This is a genomic window from Winogradskyella eckloniae (genome assembly GCF_013249045.1).
GTDB classification, from domain to species: domain Bacteria; phylum Bacteroidota; class Bacteroidia; order Flavobacteriales; family Flavobacteriaceae; genus Winogradskyella; species Winogradskyella eckloniae.
In genome coordinates this window covers 319,526-338,628 of record NZ_JABRWP010000001.1, presented here as the reverse complement: position 1 = coordinate 338,628, position 19,103 = coordinate 319,526, and the positions used below count along the sequence as shown (strand labels likewise).

General features: G+C 33.3%; 16 protein-coding genes. 7 read left to right on the top strand and 9 right to left on the bottom strand.

Going from position 1 to position 19,103, the window contains the following annotated elements; translation table 11 throughout:
- Positions 1–2: 2 nt before the first annotated feature.
- Positions 3–800 (bottom strand): universal stress protein, encoded by a 798-nt coding sequence (locus HNV08_RS01535; protein ID WP_173279346.1) that lies wholly within the window; start codon positions 798–800, stop codon positions 3–5.
- Positions 801–835: 35 nt separating this feature from the next.
- Between HNV08_RS01535 and HNV08_RS01530 the strand changes: the two genes are divergently transcribed.
- The 4 genes from HNV08_RS01530 (at position 836) to HNV08_RS01515 (ending at position 4,011) form a co-directional block, all read left to right on the top strand.
- Complete coding sequence (locus HNV08_RS01530; protein ID WP_173279345.1) at positions 836–1,336, top strand: GNAT family N-acetyltransferase; 501 nt, start codon at positions 836–838, stop codon at positions 1,334–1,336.
- A complete protein-coding gene (locus tag HNV08_RS01525) occupies positions 1,333–2,661 on the top strand; it encodes an MATE family efflux transporter (RefSeq protein WP_317170186.1) in 1,329 nt (442 codons plus the stop codon). Before HNV08_RS01530 ends, HNV08_RS01525 begins: the two co-directional genes overlap by 4 nt.
- Positions 2,662–2,792: 131 nt before the next feature.
- Complete coding sequence (locus HNV08_RS01520) at positions 2,793–3,245, top strand: 6-pyruvoyl trahydropterin synthase family protein (RefSeq protein WP_173279343.1); 453 nt, start codon at positions 2,793–2,795, stop codon at positions 3,243–3,245.
- Positions 3,238–4,011, top strand: coding sequence for a UDP-2,3-diacylglucosamine diphosphatase (locus HNV08_RS01515; protein WP_194241959.1), 774 nt, complete (start codon positions 3,238–3,240; stop codon positions 4,009–4,011). The genes HNV08_RS01520 and HNV08_RS01515 overlap by 8 nt, the downstream gene beginning before the upstream one ends.
- A 5-nt stretch (positions 4,012–4,016) precedes the next feature.
- Here HNV08_RS01515 and HNV08_RS01510 read toward each other — a convergent pair whose 3' ends face one another.
- The 7 genes from HNV08_RS01510 to HNV08_RS01480 form a co-directional block, all read right to left on the bottom strand.
- Positions 4,017–4,343, bottom strand: a complete 327-nt coding sequence (locus tag HNV08_RS01510; protein ID WP_173279342.1) for a hypothetical protein — start codon at positions 4,341–4,343, stop codon at positions 4,017–4,019.
- The gene (locus HNV08_RS01505; RefSeq protein WP_173279341.1) at positions 4,331–4,528 is read right to left on the bottom strand and encodes a hypothetical protein; all 198 of its coding nucleotides are present in this window, start codon (positions 4,526–4,528) and stop codon (positions 4,331–4,333) included. The genes HNV08_RS01510 and HNV08_RS01505 overlap by 13 nt, the downstream gene beginning before the upstream one ends.
- Before the next feature lie 43 nt (positions 4,529–4,571).
- Positions 4,572–5,840, bottom strand: coding sequence for an MFS transporter (locus HNV08_RS01500; protein ID WP_173279340.1), 1,269 nt, complete (start codon positions 5,838–5,840; stop codon positions 4,572–4,574).
- A gap of 3 nt (positions 5,841–5,843) precedes the next feature.
- Positions 5,844–6,905 (bottom strand): OmpA family protein, encoded by a 1,062-nt coding sequence (locus HNV08_RS01495; protein WP_173279339.1) that lies wholly within the window; start codon positions 6,903–6,905, stop codon positions 5,844–5,846.
- Between the two features lie 122 nt (positions 6,906–7,027).
- Positions 7,028–8,719 (bottom strand): single-stranded-DNA-specific exonuclease RecJ, encoded by a 1,692-nt coding sequence (recJ, locus tag HNV08_RS01490; protein ID WP_173279338.1) that lies wholly within the window; start codon positions 8,717–8,719, stop codon positions 7,028–7,030.
- Between the two features lie 23 nt (positions 8,720–8,742).
- Entirely contained in the window at positions 8,743–9,621 is an 879-nt protein-coding gene (locus tag HNV08_RS01485; protein WP_173279337.1) for a polysaccharide lyase family 7 protein, read from the bottom strand.
- A gap of 42 nt (positions 9,622–9,663) precedes the next feature.
- Entirely contained in the window at positions 9,664–10,086 is a 423-nt protein-coding gene (locus HNV08_RS01480) for an OsmC family protein (RefSeq protein WP_173279336.1), read from the bottom strand.
- Between the two features lie 67 nt (positions 10,087–10,153).
- Between HNV08_RS01480 and HNV08_RS01475 the strand changes: the two genes are divergently transcribed.
- The 3 genes from HNV08_RS01475 to HNV08_RS01465 all read left to right on the top strand — a co-directional run bounded on the left by HNV08_RS01475 (position 10,154) and on the right by HNV08_RS01465 (position 18,421).
- A complete protein-coding gene (locus HNV08_RS01475) occupies positions 10,154–10,756 on the top strand; it encodes a carboxymuconolactone decarboxylase family protein (protein WP_173279335.1) in 603 nt (200 codons plus the stop codon).
- 265 nt (positions 10,757–11,021) lie between these two features.
- A complete protein-coding gene (locus tag HNV08_RS01470) occupies positions 11,022–13,853 on the top strand; it encodes a carboxypeptidase-like regulatory domain-containing protein (protein WP_173279334.1) in 2,832 nt (943 codons plus the stop codon).
- Between the two features lie 5 nt (positions 13,854–13,858).
- Positions 13,859–18,421, top strand: a complete 4,563-nt coding sequence (locus tag HNV08_RS01465; RefSeq protein WP_173279333.1) for a TonB-dependent receptor plug domain-containing protein — start codon at positions 13,859–13,861, stop codon at positions 18,419–18,421.
- A gap of 105 nt (positions 18,422–18,526) precedes the next feature.
- On the opposite strand, the gene HNV08_RS01460 is transcribed toward HNV08_RS01465, so the two are convergent.
- A complete protein-coding gene (locus HNV08_RS01460) occupies positions 18,527–19,090 on the bottom strand; it encodes a uracil-DNA glycosylase family protein (RefSeq protein WP_173279332.1) in 564 nt (187 codons plus the stop codon).
- Positions 19,091–19,103 lie beyond the last annotated feature (13 nt).

The following is a 19,103-nucleotide window of genomic DNA, read 5'->3' as shown; positions in this document are numbered from 1 at the left end:
TATTATTTTAAACCACTTAGTACTAAAACAGGTATTTTAGTACTATGAAAATCCTTCTTTAAAATGGTGTTTTTTTCCCAAAGCTTTTTAAAGAAACCTCTCTTTCGTCTTACGACGCAAAGTAAATCTGGATTGTTCTCTTTATAATGTTCTAAAAATGCCATAAAAGTTGTAGGACTATCTACTCTTTTAGTGTCAGAAATTATGGATTGCAACGCTTCATTAACATCAAAATCTTCTTCTTTATGATGTGGCGTTTTCACTAATAGTAATGCTATACTAGCTTCAAATTGCGCTTTAATAGATTTTAAAGGGTATAATACATTCTCCTTTTTGATAATTGCCGATTTTACAGCCAACAATAATTTTGAAAATGGTTTAAAAACATACCCTTCAGGTACTATTAAAGCCGGAATTTGAGTTTGCTTAATAATCTTACCTGAAGTTTTACCTAAATAGACCTCCTCTTTTATAGAGTTAGTTCTTGGTTCTAAAACTAATAAATCTACCTGCAATACATCACATACTTTTTCTAATGTATCAATCAACTTTCCTTTAAATGTTCTAATAATCACCTCAACACCTTTAGTGTCTATTGAAGCGACATGTGACTCTAAAAACGATTTAGATTCGGCCTCTAAAATTGGGTCTATCTTTATCATAGTACCTGCTTTGGTATAAACATTATATATTTGAACAACATAAACTTTTGCACCAATAGCTTTTGCAAAATCTACAGCGTATTGTAAATGTGATTGTGCATTTTTTGAAGACCCAACAGGAACTAATATCGTTTTCATCTTGTAATAATTTTAAACAAAAATAAACATTAAAAATGATTCGTAAAGCGAAAGAAAAAGATATTGAATCCATTTTAGCATTAACAAAAGCTTGTGCTAATGCTATGATAGTTAATAACATTTACCAATGGAACGAACATTACCCCAACAAAATAGCTTTTGAAACCGACTTAAAGCATGGCGAACTTTTTGTCTTAGAAATTAAAGGATCCATTATCGGTACAATTGTAATCTCAACCACGATGGATGTAGAGTATCAGTCTATAAAATGGTTAACTTCAAATAAAAACAATATTTATATTCATCGTTTGGCTGTACATCCAGATTTTCAGGGTAAAGGCTATGCACAACAGCTTATGAACTATGCCAAACAATTTGCCATTACAAACCGTTATGCCTCTATTAGATTAGATACCTTTTCTAAAAACAAAAGAAACCAAAAGTTTTACGAACTTCGCGGCTATAAACGATTAGGCGATATTTACTTCCCAAAACAAAGTGAATACCCTTTTCATTGTTACGAATTGGTATTGTGAGTATAACCTTAAAACAGATTAATAAACTAGCCATTCCTGCTATTATTGCCGGAATCTCTGAGCCCATTTTGTCGTTAACCGATTTGGCTATAATTCGTAATATGGAATTCAATGCCACAGAATCTTTAGCCGCAATTGGTATTGTGAGTACCTTTATGTCCATGCTTATTTGGGTTTTAGGACAAGCACGCAGTTCTATTTCTTCCATCATTTCTCAATACTTAGGAGCAGGTAATGTAGATGCTGTAAAAAACTTACCAGCACAAGCTATATTTGTCATTACAAGCTTAAGCCTTATTATTATTGCTATTTCCTTTCCATTAGCATCACAAATCTTTAAGCTTTACAATGCATCTGGAAGCATTTTAGATTTTTGCATAGATTATTATCAAATTCGCGTTTTTGGCTTCCCTTTTACCCTTTTTACCATTGCCGTTTTTGGGACGTTTAGAGGTCTTCAAAACACCTATTACCCAATGCTAATTGCCATTTCTGGTGCTGTATCAAATATTATTTTAGACTTTGTATTGGTCTATGGAATTCAAGGTGTAATACCAGCTTTACATATTGAAGGTGCTGCCTATGCCAGTGTGAGTGCTCAAATTATTATGGCGATCCTTTCGGCTTATTATTTGCTTAAAAAAACTAATATTCCGCTATTGGTTTCATTTCCATTTAATCACGAAATGAAACGTTTTTCATTGATGATTCTTAATTTATTTGTAAGAACACTAGCTTTAAATGCTGCTTTATATTTTGGGACTAGCTTTGCAACCAAATATGGCGAAAATTACATTGCAGCTTATACTATTGCCATAAATCTGTGGTTTTTTGGTGCGTTTCTTATTGATGGTTATGCTAGTGCTGGAAATATTTTATCTGGTAAACTGTATGGTGCAAAAGATTATAAGACACTTACAGAATTGAGTAATAAACTTATAAAATATGGCATTTTCGTTGGCCTATTTATAGGATTAATTGGTGCTTTATTTTATTATCCTTTAGGTCGTCTATTCAGTAACGATAAAAACGTTTTAACAGCATTCTACAGCGTATTTTGGATTGTATTAGCTATGCAACCCTTATGTGCTTTAGCCTTTATTTTTGATGGTGTTTTTAAAGGACTAGGTAAAATGAAATACCTTAGAAACGTCTTGCTATTTTCTACTCTAGTGATTTTTATTCCTGTAATTTATTGGACAGATGCTCATAACTACAAACTATATGGCATTTTTATAGCATTTACACTGTGGATGATAGCTCGAGGACTACCATTAATCATAAAATTTCGGAAAACATTTATTCCTCTTGCTCAAAAGACTTAAATTTGATTAATATTTGATAATTAAATTAACTTTATGGATATTCTTAGCTTTTTAGGCGGAAACGGCTTATTCCTAATCTTAGGATTAGTGCTTATTATTATATACTTCTATAACCGAAATAAAAGACGATAATGAGCAAAATTCGTATTACAAAACAGTTTTCTTTTGAAACAGGACATGCACTTTACGGTTACGATGGAAAGTGTAAAAATGTTCATGGACATAGTTATCATTTAAACGTAACTGTTATTGGACAACCAATTTCTGATACTAACCATGTAAAATATGGTATGGTCATAGATTTTGGCGATTTAAAGAAAATTGTAAAAGAAGAAATTGTTGATGTTTTTGACCATGCGACTGTTTTTAATAAAAATACACCACACGTAGAATTAGCGAAAGAATTAGCAGCAAGAGACCACAATGTACTTTTAGTAGATTATCAACCAACAAGTGAAATGATGGTAATTGATTTTGCAGAAAAAATTAAAAAACGCTTACCAGAAACTATAAAATTACACGCTTTAAAACTTTCAGAAACTACATCTTCATTTGCTGAATGGTACGCTTCGGATAATGAATAAACCACATCACATAACACTTGCTGAAGGAAAGAAAATTTATTTCTCATCAGATAATCATTTGGGTGCACCAACACCTGAAGCCTCGAAACCGCGTGAAAAAAAATTTGTGGCTTGGTTAGATGAGATTAAAGACGATGCTGCTGCCATTTTTCTTTTAGGCGATTTGTTTGATTTTTGGTTTGAATATAAAACCGTAGTCCCAAAAGGCTTTACAAGAACATTGGGCAAATTAGCTGAACTTACAGATTCCGGAATCCCAGTTTATTTCTTTGTAGGAAATCATGATTTATGGATGAAGGATTATTTTAAAACCGAATTAAACATTCCTGTTTTTCATAAACCTCAAGAATTCTCTTTTAACGACAAAACCTTTTTTATTGGTCATGGTGATGGTTTAGGGCCAAAAGACAAAGGTTATAAACGCATGAAAAAAGTGTTTACCAATCCTTTTTTTAAGTGGTTGTTTAAATGGATGCATCCAGATATTGGTATTAGAATTGGGCAATATATGTCTGTTAAAAATAAAATGATATCTGGCGATGATGATGCCAAATTTTTAGGTGAAGCTAACGAGTGGTTAGCACAATATGCCAAACGTAAACTTGAAGACAAACATAGAGATTTCTTCATTTTTGGTCATAGACATTTACCGCTTGAAATTGACCTCAACGAAACATCTAAATACATCAATCTTGGCGATTGGATTCAGTATTACACCTATGGTGTTTTTGATGGAACTAGTTTTGAGTTGAAGAAATATAAATAAACTATCTATTTTAGAAACTCTGAGATAGGGCGATGATTATTGGAAATGTAAGTTACAAGAAAGTCACGATCACTTCTTTCAAAGAAAATGTACCAAGTTGTTCTCTTCGTACTATTGTAGAATATATAATTACTTCCAAAATGCGCTAATGCTAAAGGTGTATTCTTATATGGAAAATTAGAAATATTGTTTTCAATAAAATCTATCAATTTATCTTTGTAGATGATAGCATCTTCCATAAAACCGAAGTAATGACGTTTATAAAGAGTATAGACCAATTCATTAATATATGTTGTTACCTGAGGTCTATAGTAAACGGTTACTTTTTCCAATCTAAAGACTTTATATATGCTGTTGTTTCTTCTTTTAATTGTTGAGAAGATATCGCATCTTTTAGCTCTTCTTTAAAACTTTGGTTTTTAATCGCTTTATACTCAAAAATCTGATTAATAATATCTGGATCTTTAACTGATGAAATCCATTGAATTAGAGCCTTTTTCTTTGCAACTAGTGTCATTATCTGCGGTGTTAATTAATTAAAGATAGTGATTTTTTATAAATTAACTTTCTTTTTCGTGCTCTTCAATATCTTGTTGTAAATCTAGTGTTCTTAAAGGTTTATTCTTAAGTCCTATAACAGAAACAACGATAAGTGTTACAGTACCACCAAGCACTACGGCTAATGGCGCACCAAATAGTCTTGCTGCGATGCCACTTTCTACAGCACCAAGTTCGTTAGAAGACCCAACAAACATAGAATTAACAGCACCAACACGCCCTCTCATATGGTCTGGCGTTTTTAATTGTAATATGGTTTGACGTACAACCATAGAAATCCCATCAAAAACACCAGCAAGGAACAAGGCCGAAACACTAAGCCACATAAATTTTGAAGCACCAAAAACTATCATACAAAGACCAAAACCAAAAATTGATATCAGTAATTTTTTTCCTGTGCTTTTTGCAATAGGAATATATGTTGTTGCCAACATGGTTAGGATACTACCAGATGATAATGCTGCATGTAAAATACCTAAACCTTTTGGTCCTGCATCTAAAATATCTTTTGCAAAAACTGTAAAAATAGCAACAGCACCACCAAACAAAACCGCAATCATATCTAAGGTTAGGGCTCCTAACACCACTTTATCATTAAATACAAAGTTGAGTCCTGCTTTAAGGCTCTCTTTTACGGTTTCCGTATTTCCTTGGTTTAGAATAGGCTTTTTAGTAATACCAAACACTAATAATAGAGATAACATTACCAAAGAGAATATAATACCTAGTGTGTAATGTACTCCAATCCACGCGATTAAAAACCCTCCCAATAATGCTCCAAACACACTTGCACCTTTCCAAGTACTACTGCTCCATGTTGCCGCATTGGGATAAATTTTCTTAGGGACAAGTAATCCGATTAATGAAAAAATGGTTGGACCAAAAAATGCTCGTAAAACACCACCAAAAAACACCAAACTATAGATACTGTATAAAATAGTATTCGTTGACCAAGAAGATTCAATTTGATTAGACGTCAACCAAAACAATCCAAAACTTATTAAAGAAAACAACGCAATACATAGTGCAAAAAGATTTCGTTTTTCCTTTTTATCGGCAATATGACCAGCAAAAGGTGCAAGAAAAAAAGCGGGTAAAAACTCACATAAACCTATTATTGCAAGACTCAATTTGTCGTTAGTCATGGCATACACTTGCCATTCAATCACAACAAACTGCATAGACCAACCAAAAACTAGGGCAAATCTCACTAATAAAAAAATGTTGAATTCTTTGATTCTTAATGCTGCGTAAGGGTCGTTTTTCGCCAATTTCTACTCAATTATTTTAAAGGTTACACGTCTATTTTGTTGCCGTCCTTCTTCTGTATCATTAGATGCAATTGGTTGTGAACTTCCTAATCCAAAAGATTCTATTCTCGAAGTATTTAGACCTTGTAAAATTAAATATTCTGCCACAGCTTTTCCACGTTCCTCGGACAATTCTTTGTTTCTATTTTCTAAACCTAAACTGTCTGTGTGTCCATAAATTTCTACGTTAAAACTAGGATTGCTTTTTAAATGTGAATATAATTGATTGAGTTCCTCTATAGATTCTTCTAACAATTCAGCTTTGTCAATGTTGAATAATACATTTTTGAACGTGTAGATTTCATTGGTTTTAAGCTTTGGAATGTTAACTATTTCTGTGGTTTCCGTTTCCATCTCTTCTTTTTCTGAAGGTACAATTGAAACCTCATCTATGTAGTAATAAGAAAATTGATGTTTAACTTTAGTCGTTTTTAATATTTCTTGAAGTTCAGTCTTTCTATTATTATTAAAATTTCCTATTGAAAAATGAGTTTCATAACCTTCAGCAATAAATTCTAGGGAAACTTTTGTCCAATTAACTCTATCATTATAAAATAATTCAGAATCTATAGAATATAAACGAAAACGTTTATTCGTTTGTTTTTTAGGGTTAATATAGGTTTCAGAAATGGCTTTAAAACTTTTAGTAGATAATACCAACTTCTGCTCATTAAATAAAACCTGAATACCTTTTAGAGCGTCTGTTGAATTCTCCGCCAAACTTATATAAAAAGTCAGCGTATAAGTTTTGCCTTTTTGTAATGATTCATTTAACTCTCCTTGAATATATTCTCTATAGTTATCTGGTGAAAAGGCATAAAAACCAGCATAAGATTTGCCGTCTTTGGGCATTTGATAACCAATATAATTATGAGAACCAACAGCTTTGCTAAACGTACTAAAAAAATCTGTGGAACCTAAATTTGGAATAGACCAACCAGTTACATTTCTACTGAATTGCCCAATAATTTCCGGACACCTTTTATAATCCTCAAAACTAGGATTAAGAACAAGATTTTGACTCATTGAAAGCAGACTATAGCATATGAAAAGTGTACAGATTAAATGTTTCATGTTTAATGATTTATCAAAAAAATAATCAACTATATTTTGTAATTAATTGATTTTAAATACCTTAAATGGTATTCTTAGGCTTTAATATCCTTCAGTTTCAACTGTAAACTCACGTTTCCATTCCAATGATTTTCGTCAATAGCATAAGCAGCACTGAATGGTCTTTTCGTTTTAATAATATCTATTTTGTCGCCTAAACCAAAACCAATACAAACTATCTTATCGTTAAAAGATTGTGTAACAGTTAACCGAATATGTTTATCATCTTCGCCAACACATTTTCCATAACCCGTATCTTTTAGGTTTTGAGACATAAAAGTTGGCGACATATTACCTGGTCCAAAAGGTGCAAATTGCTTTAAGATACGCATCAATTTATCATTGATTTCGCCTAATTCTATTTCTAAATCTACTTTGAGTTCTGGTGTTAGTAATTTTGGGTCTATCGTTGCTTTTACCACACTTTCAAATTTGGCTTTAAAGGCGTCGTAATTTTCTGGTAGTAAGGTTAAGCCTGCTGCATATTTATGACCTCCAAATTGTTCTATATGCTCTGAGCATGCTTCTAAGGCATTATAGACATCAAAACCTTTTACTGAGCGTGCCGAAGCCGCTAATTTATCGCCACTTTTTGTGAACACTAACGTTGGTCTGTAGTAGGTTTCTATTAAGCGCGAAGCAACAATGCCAATGACACCTTTGTGCCAAGTTTCGTCATACACAACGGTTGTAAAGCCTTCTTGCTCGTTATTTTCTTCAATTTGAACTAAAGCTTCTTGCGTAATGCGCTTATCGGTTTCTCTTCTGTCTGTATTAAATTGGTCAATATCTACAGCATATTCAGCTGCTAAATTAAAATCAGTTTCAGTTAAAAGAGTTACAGCATGGTTGCCATGTTTCATTCTTCCGGCTGCATTTATTCGTGGTGCTATTATGAAAACGACATCTGTAATGGTTAGAATATCCTTTTTTACTTCAGCAATAATAGCTTTCATTCCTGGTCTTGGATTGGTATTTATAACTTGTAACCCAAGATAAGCCAATGCTCTATTTTCATCTACAATAGGCACAATATCTGCACCAATTGCTGTAGCCACCAAATCTAAATAGGCTACTAAATCTTCAGCTGCTTGTCCTTGGTTTGCTGCTAAAGCCGTTATTAATTTAAAACCTACGCCACAGCCACAAAGTTCTTTAAAAGGATAATCACAGTCCTCTCGTTTTGGGTCTAATACGGCTACTGCATCTGGAATTTTATCGCCTGGTCTATGGTGGTCACAGATAATAAAATCTATTCCTTTTTCTTTGGCATAAGCGACCTTATCTATGGCTTTTACGCCACAATCTAAGGCTATAATTAACGTAAAATCGTTATCGTCTGCAAAATCAATGCCTTTATATGATACTCCATAACCTTCGTCATAACGATCTGGAATGTAGGTGGCGACCGAATCAATTCTTGTTTTTAAATACGACGACATTAAAGCAACAGAAGTAGTACCATCTACATCATAATCGCCATAAACCATGATATTTTCTCCTGCTGTTATGGCTTGTTCTATTCGAGCAACAGCCACATCCATATCTTTCATTAAATACGGATCATGTAGATCACTAAAACTTGGCCTGAAAAATGTTTTGGCAGCTTCAAACGTATCAATGCCACGTTGCAATAAAAGAGTTGCAACTATATCATCAACACCAAGTGCATTTTTCATTTCTGCGACTTGAGCAGTATCTGGTTTTGGTTCAAGTGTCCAACGCATTATTTTAACTCTAACGGTTTTAATTAGTTATGATCATCAGTTTCAAACTTAAAGGTGGTATATCCAAGCGTTAAATTTTCTGTATGTGTAGTCGCTGCATTATATAAGCCTGCTTTTAAGTAATATCCATTAGAAATTCCTGAGTCATTTACCCAATTGGTCGTTGGGTCAGCTTCAAAATCTTCATTAATAAGAACAACATCGTCTTGCATAACCATAATGCTTACAACACCATTATTTTTTTCTAAAGTGACATTAAGCGGAAATTGTGTATACGCTCCATTATTTACAAATGGAAAATCTATTTTGCTAAATGTGGTTGCACTAGAACTTACTTCGGGATCTTTACGGATTACGGTTTCTAGTTTATCGTCATGAAGCTCAAGTCTAAAAAACGGTTTATTAGAACTTCCGCCTCTATTATGGACCTGTGCTATGGTCATGCCGCCATCTGGTATATTATAATATACGCCTTCAAATTCCATTTTAGCATAAGACGTTAATGGTCCTTCAGAAATTTGCTTAAATTCTACACGTCGTCCTTTCTCTAATTGACAAACAAGATTCAACTCTTCTTCATCATCTTCCATATAAAAATACGGCTGGTTGGGCAGAGTATCATCAAAAACAGCGTTTAAGTTATCTTGGTTAGTACTACAAGGTGGACTGTCGCAACCGCTTGTATCCCAACTATGTTCTATAACCAAATTGTTTCCAAAGACGAAACGCTCTTCAAGATCTGAAGGCTCATCATCTATTATAGGATCGTCATCAGTAGTGCCTTGCTCATCATCTGTATCTGCTGTAGTATTTTCTGAAGAACAAGCGATTAATACGAATGCTAATAGACCAAACGCAAGCATACGTTGCAATGGTCTTAGTGATATTTTATTAAAATTCATCGCTTTTTTTAAGATTAAGATACTAAATAATCTGTATATAAATTACTTATTATGAAAGTGAATTGCCGTTTTTACAGTTGCAAATTGTCTAAACATTTCCATTACACCACAGTATTTTTCTACGGATAAATTAACAGCACGTTCGCATTTTTTCTCGTTTAAATCTGAACCATAAAAATGATAATCTACAGTTACAGTATGGTAAATTTTAGGATGCTCATCTGTTAATTCTCCAGACACTTCCATCTTAAAATCATCTATTTCTACCTTCATTTTATTCAGTGTAGATACAACATCTAATCCAGAGCAACCTGCTAAAGAGGATAGCATCATTGCTTTTGGCGCCATACCAGAGCCTGTGCCTCCAAACTCTTCAGAAGCGTCCATCATTATTGAAGGCCATCTTGGATTATCAGATTCAAAAGTCATGTTGCCTTTCCAGTGTGTTGTGATTTTATCAGCCATTTTATTATCGTTTAAAAATTAGAACTCTTATCTTGTTCATTCAAAAATACTACTAAAAACAACAATTATGGCATTAGTAACACCATTGTCTGCTGAACACGATTTAGAAACTAAAAAATTAGCAGAATTCTTTAATGAAACTCTTGGATTTTGTCCAAATTCCGTATTAACCATGCAACGTAGACCTGCGATTAGCAAGGCATTTATAAATTTAAATAAAGCCGTCATGGCCAACGAAGGTCGTGTAACGTCTGCTCTAAAACGCATGATTGCTTGGGTAAGTAGTAATTCAACCGGTTGCAGATATTGCCAAGCACATGCCATTAGAGCAGCCGAACGTTATGGCGCTGAGCAAGAACAGCTAGATAACATTTGGGACTATAGAACACACGCAGCGTTTTCTGAAGCAGAACGTGCTGCTTTAGATTTTAGTTTAGCAGCAAGTCAAGTCCCAAATGCTGTAAATGCCGAAATAAAAGAGCGCTTGTACCAACATTGGGACGAAGGCGAAATTGTAGAAATGTTGGGTGTTATTTCACTCTTCGGTTACCTTAATCGTTGGAATGATTCTATGGGAACTAATATTGAAGAAGGTGCTGTTGAAAGTGGCAACCAATATTTAGGCAAACATGGTTTTGAAGTTGGTAAGCATGATGGCTCGCAATATTAGTTTATAGACGTCGTTTGTCTTTAGCTTCTGGTAATAACTGCATTGTCTACTTAGTTATTCTGGCAAAAGCAGGATTCTAGATTGATAGACGATTAAAGTACTTCCCTTTTTAATTAATTAGATTACAACCTTGCTTCTTCACATTTTGTGAAAAGCAAGGTTTTATATTTAGTGTACTTTACTCATTGAAATGGTAAGTTCACTCATTCTGTATTTATAACAATCTTCTTCAAACTTACATTTGAGTAAACCAACTTGCTTACTCATGTATAATACTGCTTTAAAAACTTTAATTATCTTCTTTTTAATACCGCTCTTTAGTTTTGCTCAAGAAGGTATCGTAACAGGTGTGTTAACAACAGAAGTAGATGGATTACCATTACCAGGTGCATCAATCATTGTTAAAGGAACAAGTAATGGTGTTACAACAGACTTTGATGGAAATTACAGTATTTCATGTTTAGTTGGCGATGTTCTAGTTGTTAATTACATAGGTATGACACCAAGAGAAATTAAAGTAACAGCAAGTATGTTTGGCGCAAAAAATACTGTTTTTGTTACCAGAATACCTATTAAACCAATAAACACTGATGCCTACGCTAGTGCTGTAAATGGTATAAAAAAGAACGAATTTAAAATACCCAATATTGAAGACTCTAAATACAGTTATAATACAAAAAACAACTATAATTCTTTGTTGCGCATTAAGGCGATTGCTATAGAACCTAATGCAGTTAATCTAACCTATTTTGATCCTGATATATACTTTGAAATTGCTTTAAATTCAACTTTAGGTTTTCAATTTGTAAAGGATAATAACTTACCAGACTTACAAACAAAATTTAGTCAAGGTGCAGCACAAAATGGCGAACTAACTTTTTTAGGACCAGAAACTGGTAACTATTTTTCTTATGGTCCTGAATTAACACATCTAGAATTTGACGGTTCTGACTACAATTTTGATGCTAATGGTCAATTAGTAGCTTTAGGTAATGGAAATGGACAAAAGGCGAAATCTTACAACAACTCTGTTTTTAATACTACCATCAATAGATCTCAAAATTTTAACCTCAATGTAGAATCTGAAAACTGGCGTACCAACCTTAACTACACAAACAAAAATTCTGAAGACATTTTTGGACGTGAACGCTACAAAACAGACGAGGTTATGCTGAGTTTTAAAACCACAAAGTATAAAACAGGTCAACTAAATTGGGACACTTTTGTTAAATACGGAAAACGTAACAACAACCAACCCAATATTAATGGTTTTACAAATAATCTGCTTTTAAATTCTTGGATCACACCTAAAAGCTTTAGTAATTCTCAAGGCAGTTTATTGCCAGACCATACACAACGAAGTTTTAGTCCATTAAACTATAACAATCCTGAATGGCTTTTTAATCATCACAAGAACTATGATGCCAACGATTTATTTGTGGTTAGTCTTCAAAATGAAATAGAGCCTAGTGATGATTTCAAAATTCGTAGTCATATAAACTATAAAATCACTAAAAACGAACAAAGTTTTGGAGCCGTCGCGAATACAGTTGGATTTGAAAATGGCTATTTAAGCCAGAAGCAAATTAATAGAAATACTTTTAATGCAACGCTAATTCTAGATTACGAGACCGATTTAGGAGAACTTAACCTAAATCTAAATTCTGGTACAACCTATAGTCATCAAAATCTTAAGTATCAATTTATAGAATCTGAAGGATTTAGTGATTTTTCATTTTCAAATCCCAATAATACAACCGAAGTAAACAACTCCCTTTATCAACATATTTTGAGGCTAAAACAATTTGTAGAGTTTTCGTATTCTCATGGCTCTAAGTTAAGTATTAGTATTGATTCTTATGTATCATCAATACAAGGAAATAAGTGGTTTTTACCAACATCTATTTTAAGCATAGATGTATTAGATCTTATCAATATTTATGATTTTCGGTACATCAATTTAAGCGCAAGTAGTGCGTTTGATGTTGGCGGACTACCTTTATTCTACACGAATCAAAGCCAAAATAGTTTAAGGATATCGCCTTCTGAAAGTTTAACGTATACGAGCAATGCAGACCTATTTACAAACGAAAGTATAGATTTAGAAAACAAACACGATTATGCATTTAATGCGCAAATTGGCTTCTATGCTTTAGGTATTAACTGGGATTTTGAAGCCAGTTATTTTGGCTCTCAAACAGAAGGTAGCGTCTTTCCTATTTTAGAAAACGACAATTTTGCACTTAAAAACATAGCAGATATTAGTAATAAAGGTTTTGAATTCAATCTTGAGTTTTATAAATACTTCGATGACATAAAATGGATTCCTAGACTACGATTTTTTACAAACAATACTAAGGTAGACGAACTTTATCATACCGATTCTCGAGTTCCTATTGCAGGTTTTAATTCCGTTTCAAAAAACCTAATTGTTGGTCAACCTGCAGGTGTCATTGTAGGTACAGCATACCAAAGAGACCAACAAAACAATATTGTTATTGATGCTAATGGTTATCCTATTGTTGCTGCTGAGCAACAAATTATTGGTGATCCTACGCCAGATTTTACACTCGGATTTTCTAATACATTTAACTATAAAAAACTAAAACTAAATCTAGCCTTCAACTACCAAAAAGGTGGCGATGTTTGGAATGGCACACAAAATGTTCTCAACTATTTTGGAACATCTCAACAATCTGCAGATCAAAGATCAATCACAAACTACGTGTTTAATGGTGTCACAGAACAAGGTACACCAAATACCACATCTGTAGATTTTTATAATGCAGCAAGTGGTATTGAAAACAACCGTTTTGTACGATATGGATTTGATGGTGTTGCAGAAACTGCGATAGAAGATGCTAGTTTTTTCAACATTAAAACAATCGAAATTTCTTATGATTTCGCACAAGAATATGATGCCTTTTTTAGACAGTTTGAAATCGGATTGTATGCTACAAATTTATTCACAATAACCAAATATAAAGGCGCAACACCGTTTTCAACTCTTTTTGATACGAACTCTGGCAATAACCTCAACTTCTTTAACACACCAATAATTTCGGAAGTTGGTTTTAGAGCAAAACTTAAAATATAATAACGATGACTTATATAAAACAACACATCAAAATTCTAACAGTAATAGTTTGCCTTGCTTTATCATTTTTATCCTTCAAAGCATACAAAGCCATTAATAATCCATTAGAAAAAATCTACACACAAACCGATAGACCTTTCTACTTTCCTAGTGAAACTATCTGGTTTAAATCTTATGTAGTTGGCACAGACCATACCATTTCTACTTTGAGTGATATAATGCATGCAGAACTTATTTCGCCTAAAGGAGCCGTTGTAAAATCGTTAACTCTAAGCATAAAACAAGGCTATGCCTATGGCGATTTTGATATTGATAAAAATTGGGTTGGCGGCATCTACACGCTTAAATGTTACACCAACTGGATGAATAATTTTGGCGATGAAGCTTTTTTTACTAAGAAAATCACAGTACAAAAAGTGGTAAAACCTAATCTTTTAATGAATTTGAAATTTGAAAAAGAAGGTTACGGAAAATCGTCTCAAGTGATTTCTAATTTTGAAGTAAAAGATTTAAAAAATAATCCTCTAGCTCATACTAACATTACATACACAGTTAGTGTAAAGGGAAACATCATTATTACTAAATCCGAAATTACAGACCAAAAAGGGCAACTTAAACCAACCTTTACGTTACCAGAAAATTTAGACTCCTCAGATGTTGTTTTAAATGTATTAGTAGATTATAAAGGCACCACAGAGTCTATTTCTAGAGCTGTACCTGTTGTTCTAAATACCATAGACTTACAATTTTTACCCGAAAGCGGAAAAATAATAGCTGGCACCTTAAACAAAGTCGCTTTTAAAGCACTTAATGAATTTGGAAAACCCGTAGATGTAAAAGGAAACATTTTAGACGAAAACCATGTTATAGTTTCAAATTTTGAAAGTTATCACGATGGTATGGGAAGTTTCCATTTTAATCCTAAAAAGGGAACATCATATTTTGCTCAACTCACAGCACCTTTTATTGACGAAGCATTAATTCCGCTTCCAAAAATTCACGATAATGGTGTTCGGTTTTCAGTAACATCGGATTCTCTTCTGACTCGGATTAATTTATTTTCAACCTATTCTACAAATTTATTTTTAGAAGTTTCTAATGCCAACGGCATCCTTCAAAAGAAGAAAATTTCTAACCAAAAAAATGTGATATTAAACACTGAAGATTATCCAATAGGAATTACAAAATTTAGCATTAAAAATGAGTTTAATAGCATCTTTGCTGAGCGTTTGGTGTTCATCAATTCGCACAAGCAATTGCATATTGATCTTACTTTAGATAAAGAAACATATCAAACTAGAGAAAAGGCAAAGCTTATAATTAGAACCTATGACAGTAAAAATAAGCCAATTCCTGCCAATTTATCTCTAGCCATAGCAGATCATAAATTACTCTCATTTGCAGATGATAAACAAGATCATATTTTGTCTTATCTATTATTGTCTTCAGAATTAAAAGGAAAGATTCATAAACCAGATTTTTATTTCAATCCTAAAGAAGCAAAAAACAAAATAGCCTTAGATCTTTTAATGTTAACACATGGTTGGCGCTCCTATATAGATGAGCCAAAAGTAACATTAAACAATGCTCAATTTCTTCCAGAACAAAGTGCCATTCAATCAGGAGTCGTATTAAATAAAAAAGGGCAACCAACGACTGCCAAATTATTGCTCTTTGATGATAAAGGCACCAAAGTTCTTGTGTTTAAGACTAATAAAGACGGTTCCTTTAATTTTAAATATCATAAAAACCGCAACCTTACTTTATTGGCTTATAAGGACAATGGAGAAAGGTTAACAATAACAAAAACAGCCTTACAAAAAGGTACTTATGGCAATGAGACAGAAAATAATAATTCAGAAAACAAGGATGGTTTTAAAGCGTTTATAAAAAACGAAAAATTATTAAAGAAACCGATTAAACAAAATGCCATAGCTCATATTGGTTTAGAACAAGACGATAGTAGCCTAGAAGAAGTTGTGGTCGTTGCTTATGGTACAATGAAAAGGAGCCAATTATCTGGTGCTATTGCACATATTAATGCGGAACAATTTGACACCACTAATTCTGTCATTAATGCATTATCTGGTAAGGTTGCAGGCGTAAATATTGTGAATGCAAATGGGCAACCAGGTAGTGCGCCAATAGTAAGAATGAGAGGTATTGGATCACTTTCTGGAAACAATGACCCTTTAATTGTTATTGATGGTGTACCTTATGAGGAATCCGTTTTTGCAGATTTAGATTCTAACCAAGTTTCTTCCGTTACCTTTTTAAAAGATGCTGCAGCCACTTCGTTATATGGTAGTAGAGGCGCTTATGGAGTCATCGTCATTTCTACAAAAGACGGACTAAGTTATGGCAATAAAAAGAGATTAAACAACCATAAATATAATAACTATGCCATACATCAATTCTATAATTATAATACCATAAATGTAAATGAACCAAACACCTTTTATATGCCAAAATACGAAGGCACAGCACTACCAGAAGAGCGCACAGATTTTAGACAAACCATTTATTGGAATCCGGTTGTGCAAACCAACAGCGAAGGCATTGCTGAATTAGAATTCTATAATTCTGATGCTATCACATCTTTTAAAATTATAGCGGAAGGTATAGGATACAATGGGCTTGTTGGTAAACAAAATAAATTATATGCAACCAAAAAAATGTTGAATGTAGGTTTTAAAGCACCTAATTATATGGTTTTAAATGACATCATTTCATTACCAATTACTATTTCTAATGACACCGAAAAAACACTAGATACTCAATTAGAAATTATACTTCCCAAACATTTAAAGTTAGTAGAACCTTTTAAAGATTGCGTTACTATTGATAGCCATAGTGCTATTACAAAAAACATTAAAGTTATTCCCATAGAAAAAGGCGAAGATGTTGAGATTCTCATACGTACAACGTCTGAAAATTATAAGGACGTGGTAAAAAAGCAAGCCACCATTATAAGTCCATACTTTCCAACAGAATTATCTTTATCGGATTCAAAATCTCAAAGTTTTGAATTTCAACTTAACCATGTGGTTGAAAACTCACTTTCTGCAGAATTCAATATTTATACAGATGTGATTGGTGATGTAATGAATGGAATTGAAGCCTTAATTCGTGAGCCTCATGGTTGTTTTGAGCAAACGTCTTCATCTACATATCCTAATATCATGGTTTTAAAATATTTGAAAGCATCAGGAAAAAGTAACCCAGAAATTGAAGCCAAAGCAATGGATTTTATCAAAAAAGGATACAAACGACTCATTAGTTTTGAAACCTCAGAAGGTGGTTTTGAATGGTTTGGTAACACACCTCCTCACGAAACTTTAACCGCTTACGGCATTTTAGAATTCACAGAAATGAAAGAAATTTATGAAGGCGTAAATCAAAACATGATTAATAGAACTGTACAATGGTTACTCAGTAGAAAAGATGGCAAAGGCGGATTTAAGAAAAGTGAAAAGGGTTATGATAGTTTTGCGAGTTCACCATCTGATGTTGCCAATGCCTATATCATTTACGCATTAAGCGAAGCAAATATTAAAGCAGATCTCTCTTTAGAATATACCACAGCTTTTAATGATGCTCTTAAAAGTAATGATACTTATAAAATGGCTTTATTGGCTATGACGAGTTATAACCTCAACAAAACCGAAAATGCTAAAATCTTAATGAAAAAAATTAAAAGCAATATAGACGAGTTTGGTTTTGAAGAATTGCCAGTAGAAAATACTATTACAAGATCTTATGGAAGATCAAAAAATATTGAAACCACAGCACTAACTTTATTGGCATTAATGCGAGAAGCCACATTAGATGAAACCTTAATTGCAAAAGGTATTGATTATTTGGTAAAACAAAGACAGTATAACCGATTTGGTTCTACACAAGCCACTGCAATGGCCTTAAAAACACTAATCAATTATACAAAGATGCAAAATCAGAAAATGATCAATGAAAATGATAGCATTACCTTAATGATTAATAGCAAATCATTAAAAAGAAAACTAGAAGTCACAACAGATGGAAAAATTACGATCCGAAATATTGAATATTATTTAACAACCGGAAAGCAAAACATAGTCGTTAAATTTAACAATCCAAAAACTCAATTTCCATACAGTTTAAACCTAACTTGGGATAGCACGTTACCCAACAGCTCTTACCAATGTCCTTTACAGCTCGAAACTACCATCTTAGAAAACGACTATGCGGTTGGCGACAATGTTAGTTTCACTATTGCAGTCACCAACACAAAAGCAGAACCACTTGCAATGACCACAGCTATTATTGGTATTCCATCTGGTACAACGGCACAACCTTGGCAACTAAAAAAGCTATTAGAAGAACATAAAGCAGCATACTACGAAGTTTTTGATAACTATATCGTGTTTTATTGGCGCGAATTCAGAGCCTCAGAAACCAAAAATATTAGGCTAGATCTTAAAGCAGATATTGCTGGCCATTACCAAGCACCAGCAAGTACAGTTTACCTGTATTATGGCGACGAAAATAAAACTTGGATTTCTGGGAACGAATTACAGATTGCAAATTAAAAAGATTTGTCATTCCCGCGAAGGCAGGAATCTAAATTAATATATTGAGAGCGCTTCGCTTTTAATTAAATTAGATGACAACCTTGCTAGTGATAGTGAGGTTTTTTATAACAACTCTTTTATTTTTTTCTGCAACTCAAGCACCACTAACTCTTCAAACCAAGGATTTTTACTTCGCCAAAATCGATTCGTTGGCGATGGATGTGGAACAGGAAAATAGTTGGGCAAATAGTTCTTGTAATCACCAACTCTTTCTGTCAAGTTTTTTTTATCTTTTAGATAATACTTCTGCGCATAAGCGCCAATTAAAATAATTAACTCCACATTTGGCATTATATCTAATAATGCTTCGTGCCATTGTGGAGCACATTCTGGTCGTGGTGGTAAATCGCCTGTTTTGCCTTTTCCTGGATAGCAAAATCCCATAGGTATAATGGCAAAATTTTCTGTATTGTAGAATTGCGCGTCTGTGACATTGAGCCATTGTCTTAATTTTTTCCCGCTTTGGTCGTCCCAAGGAATTCCTGAGTTATGAACTTTAGTTCCTGGTGCTTGACCAATAATGACTATCTTAGAATCGATATGTGCTGTAACGACTGGCCTTGGACCTAATGGTAAATGTGCTTTGCAAATAGTGCATTGACTAATACTGTGAAGTAAATCTTCCAAAGAAATAATTTTA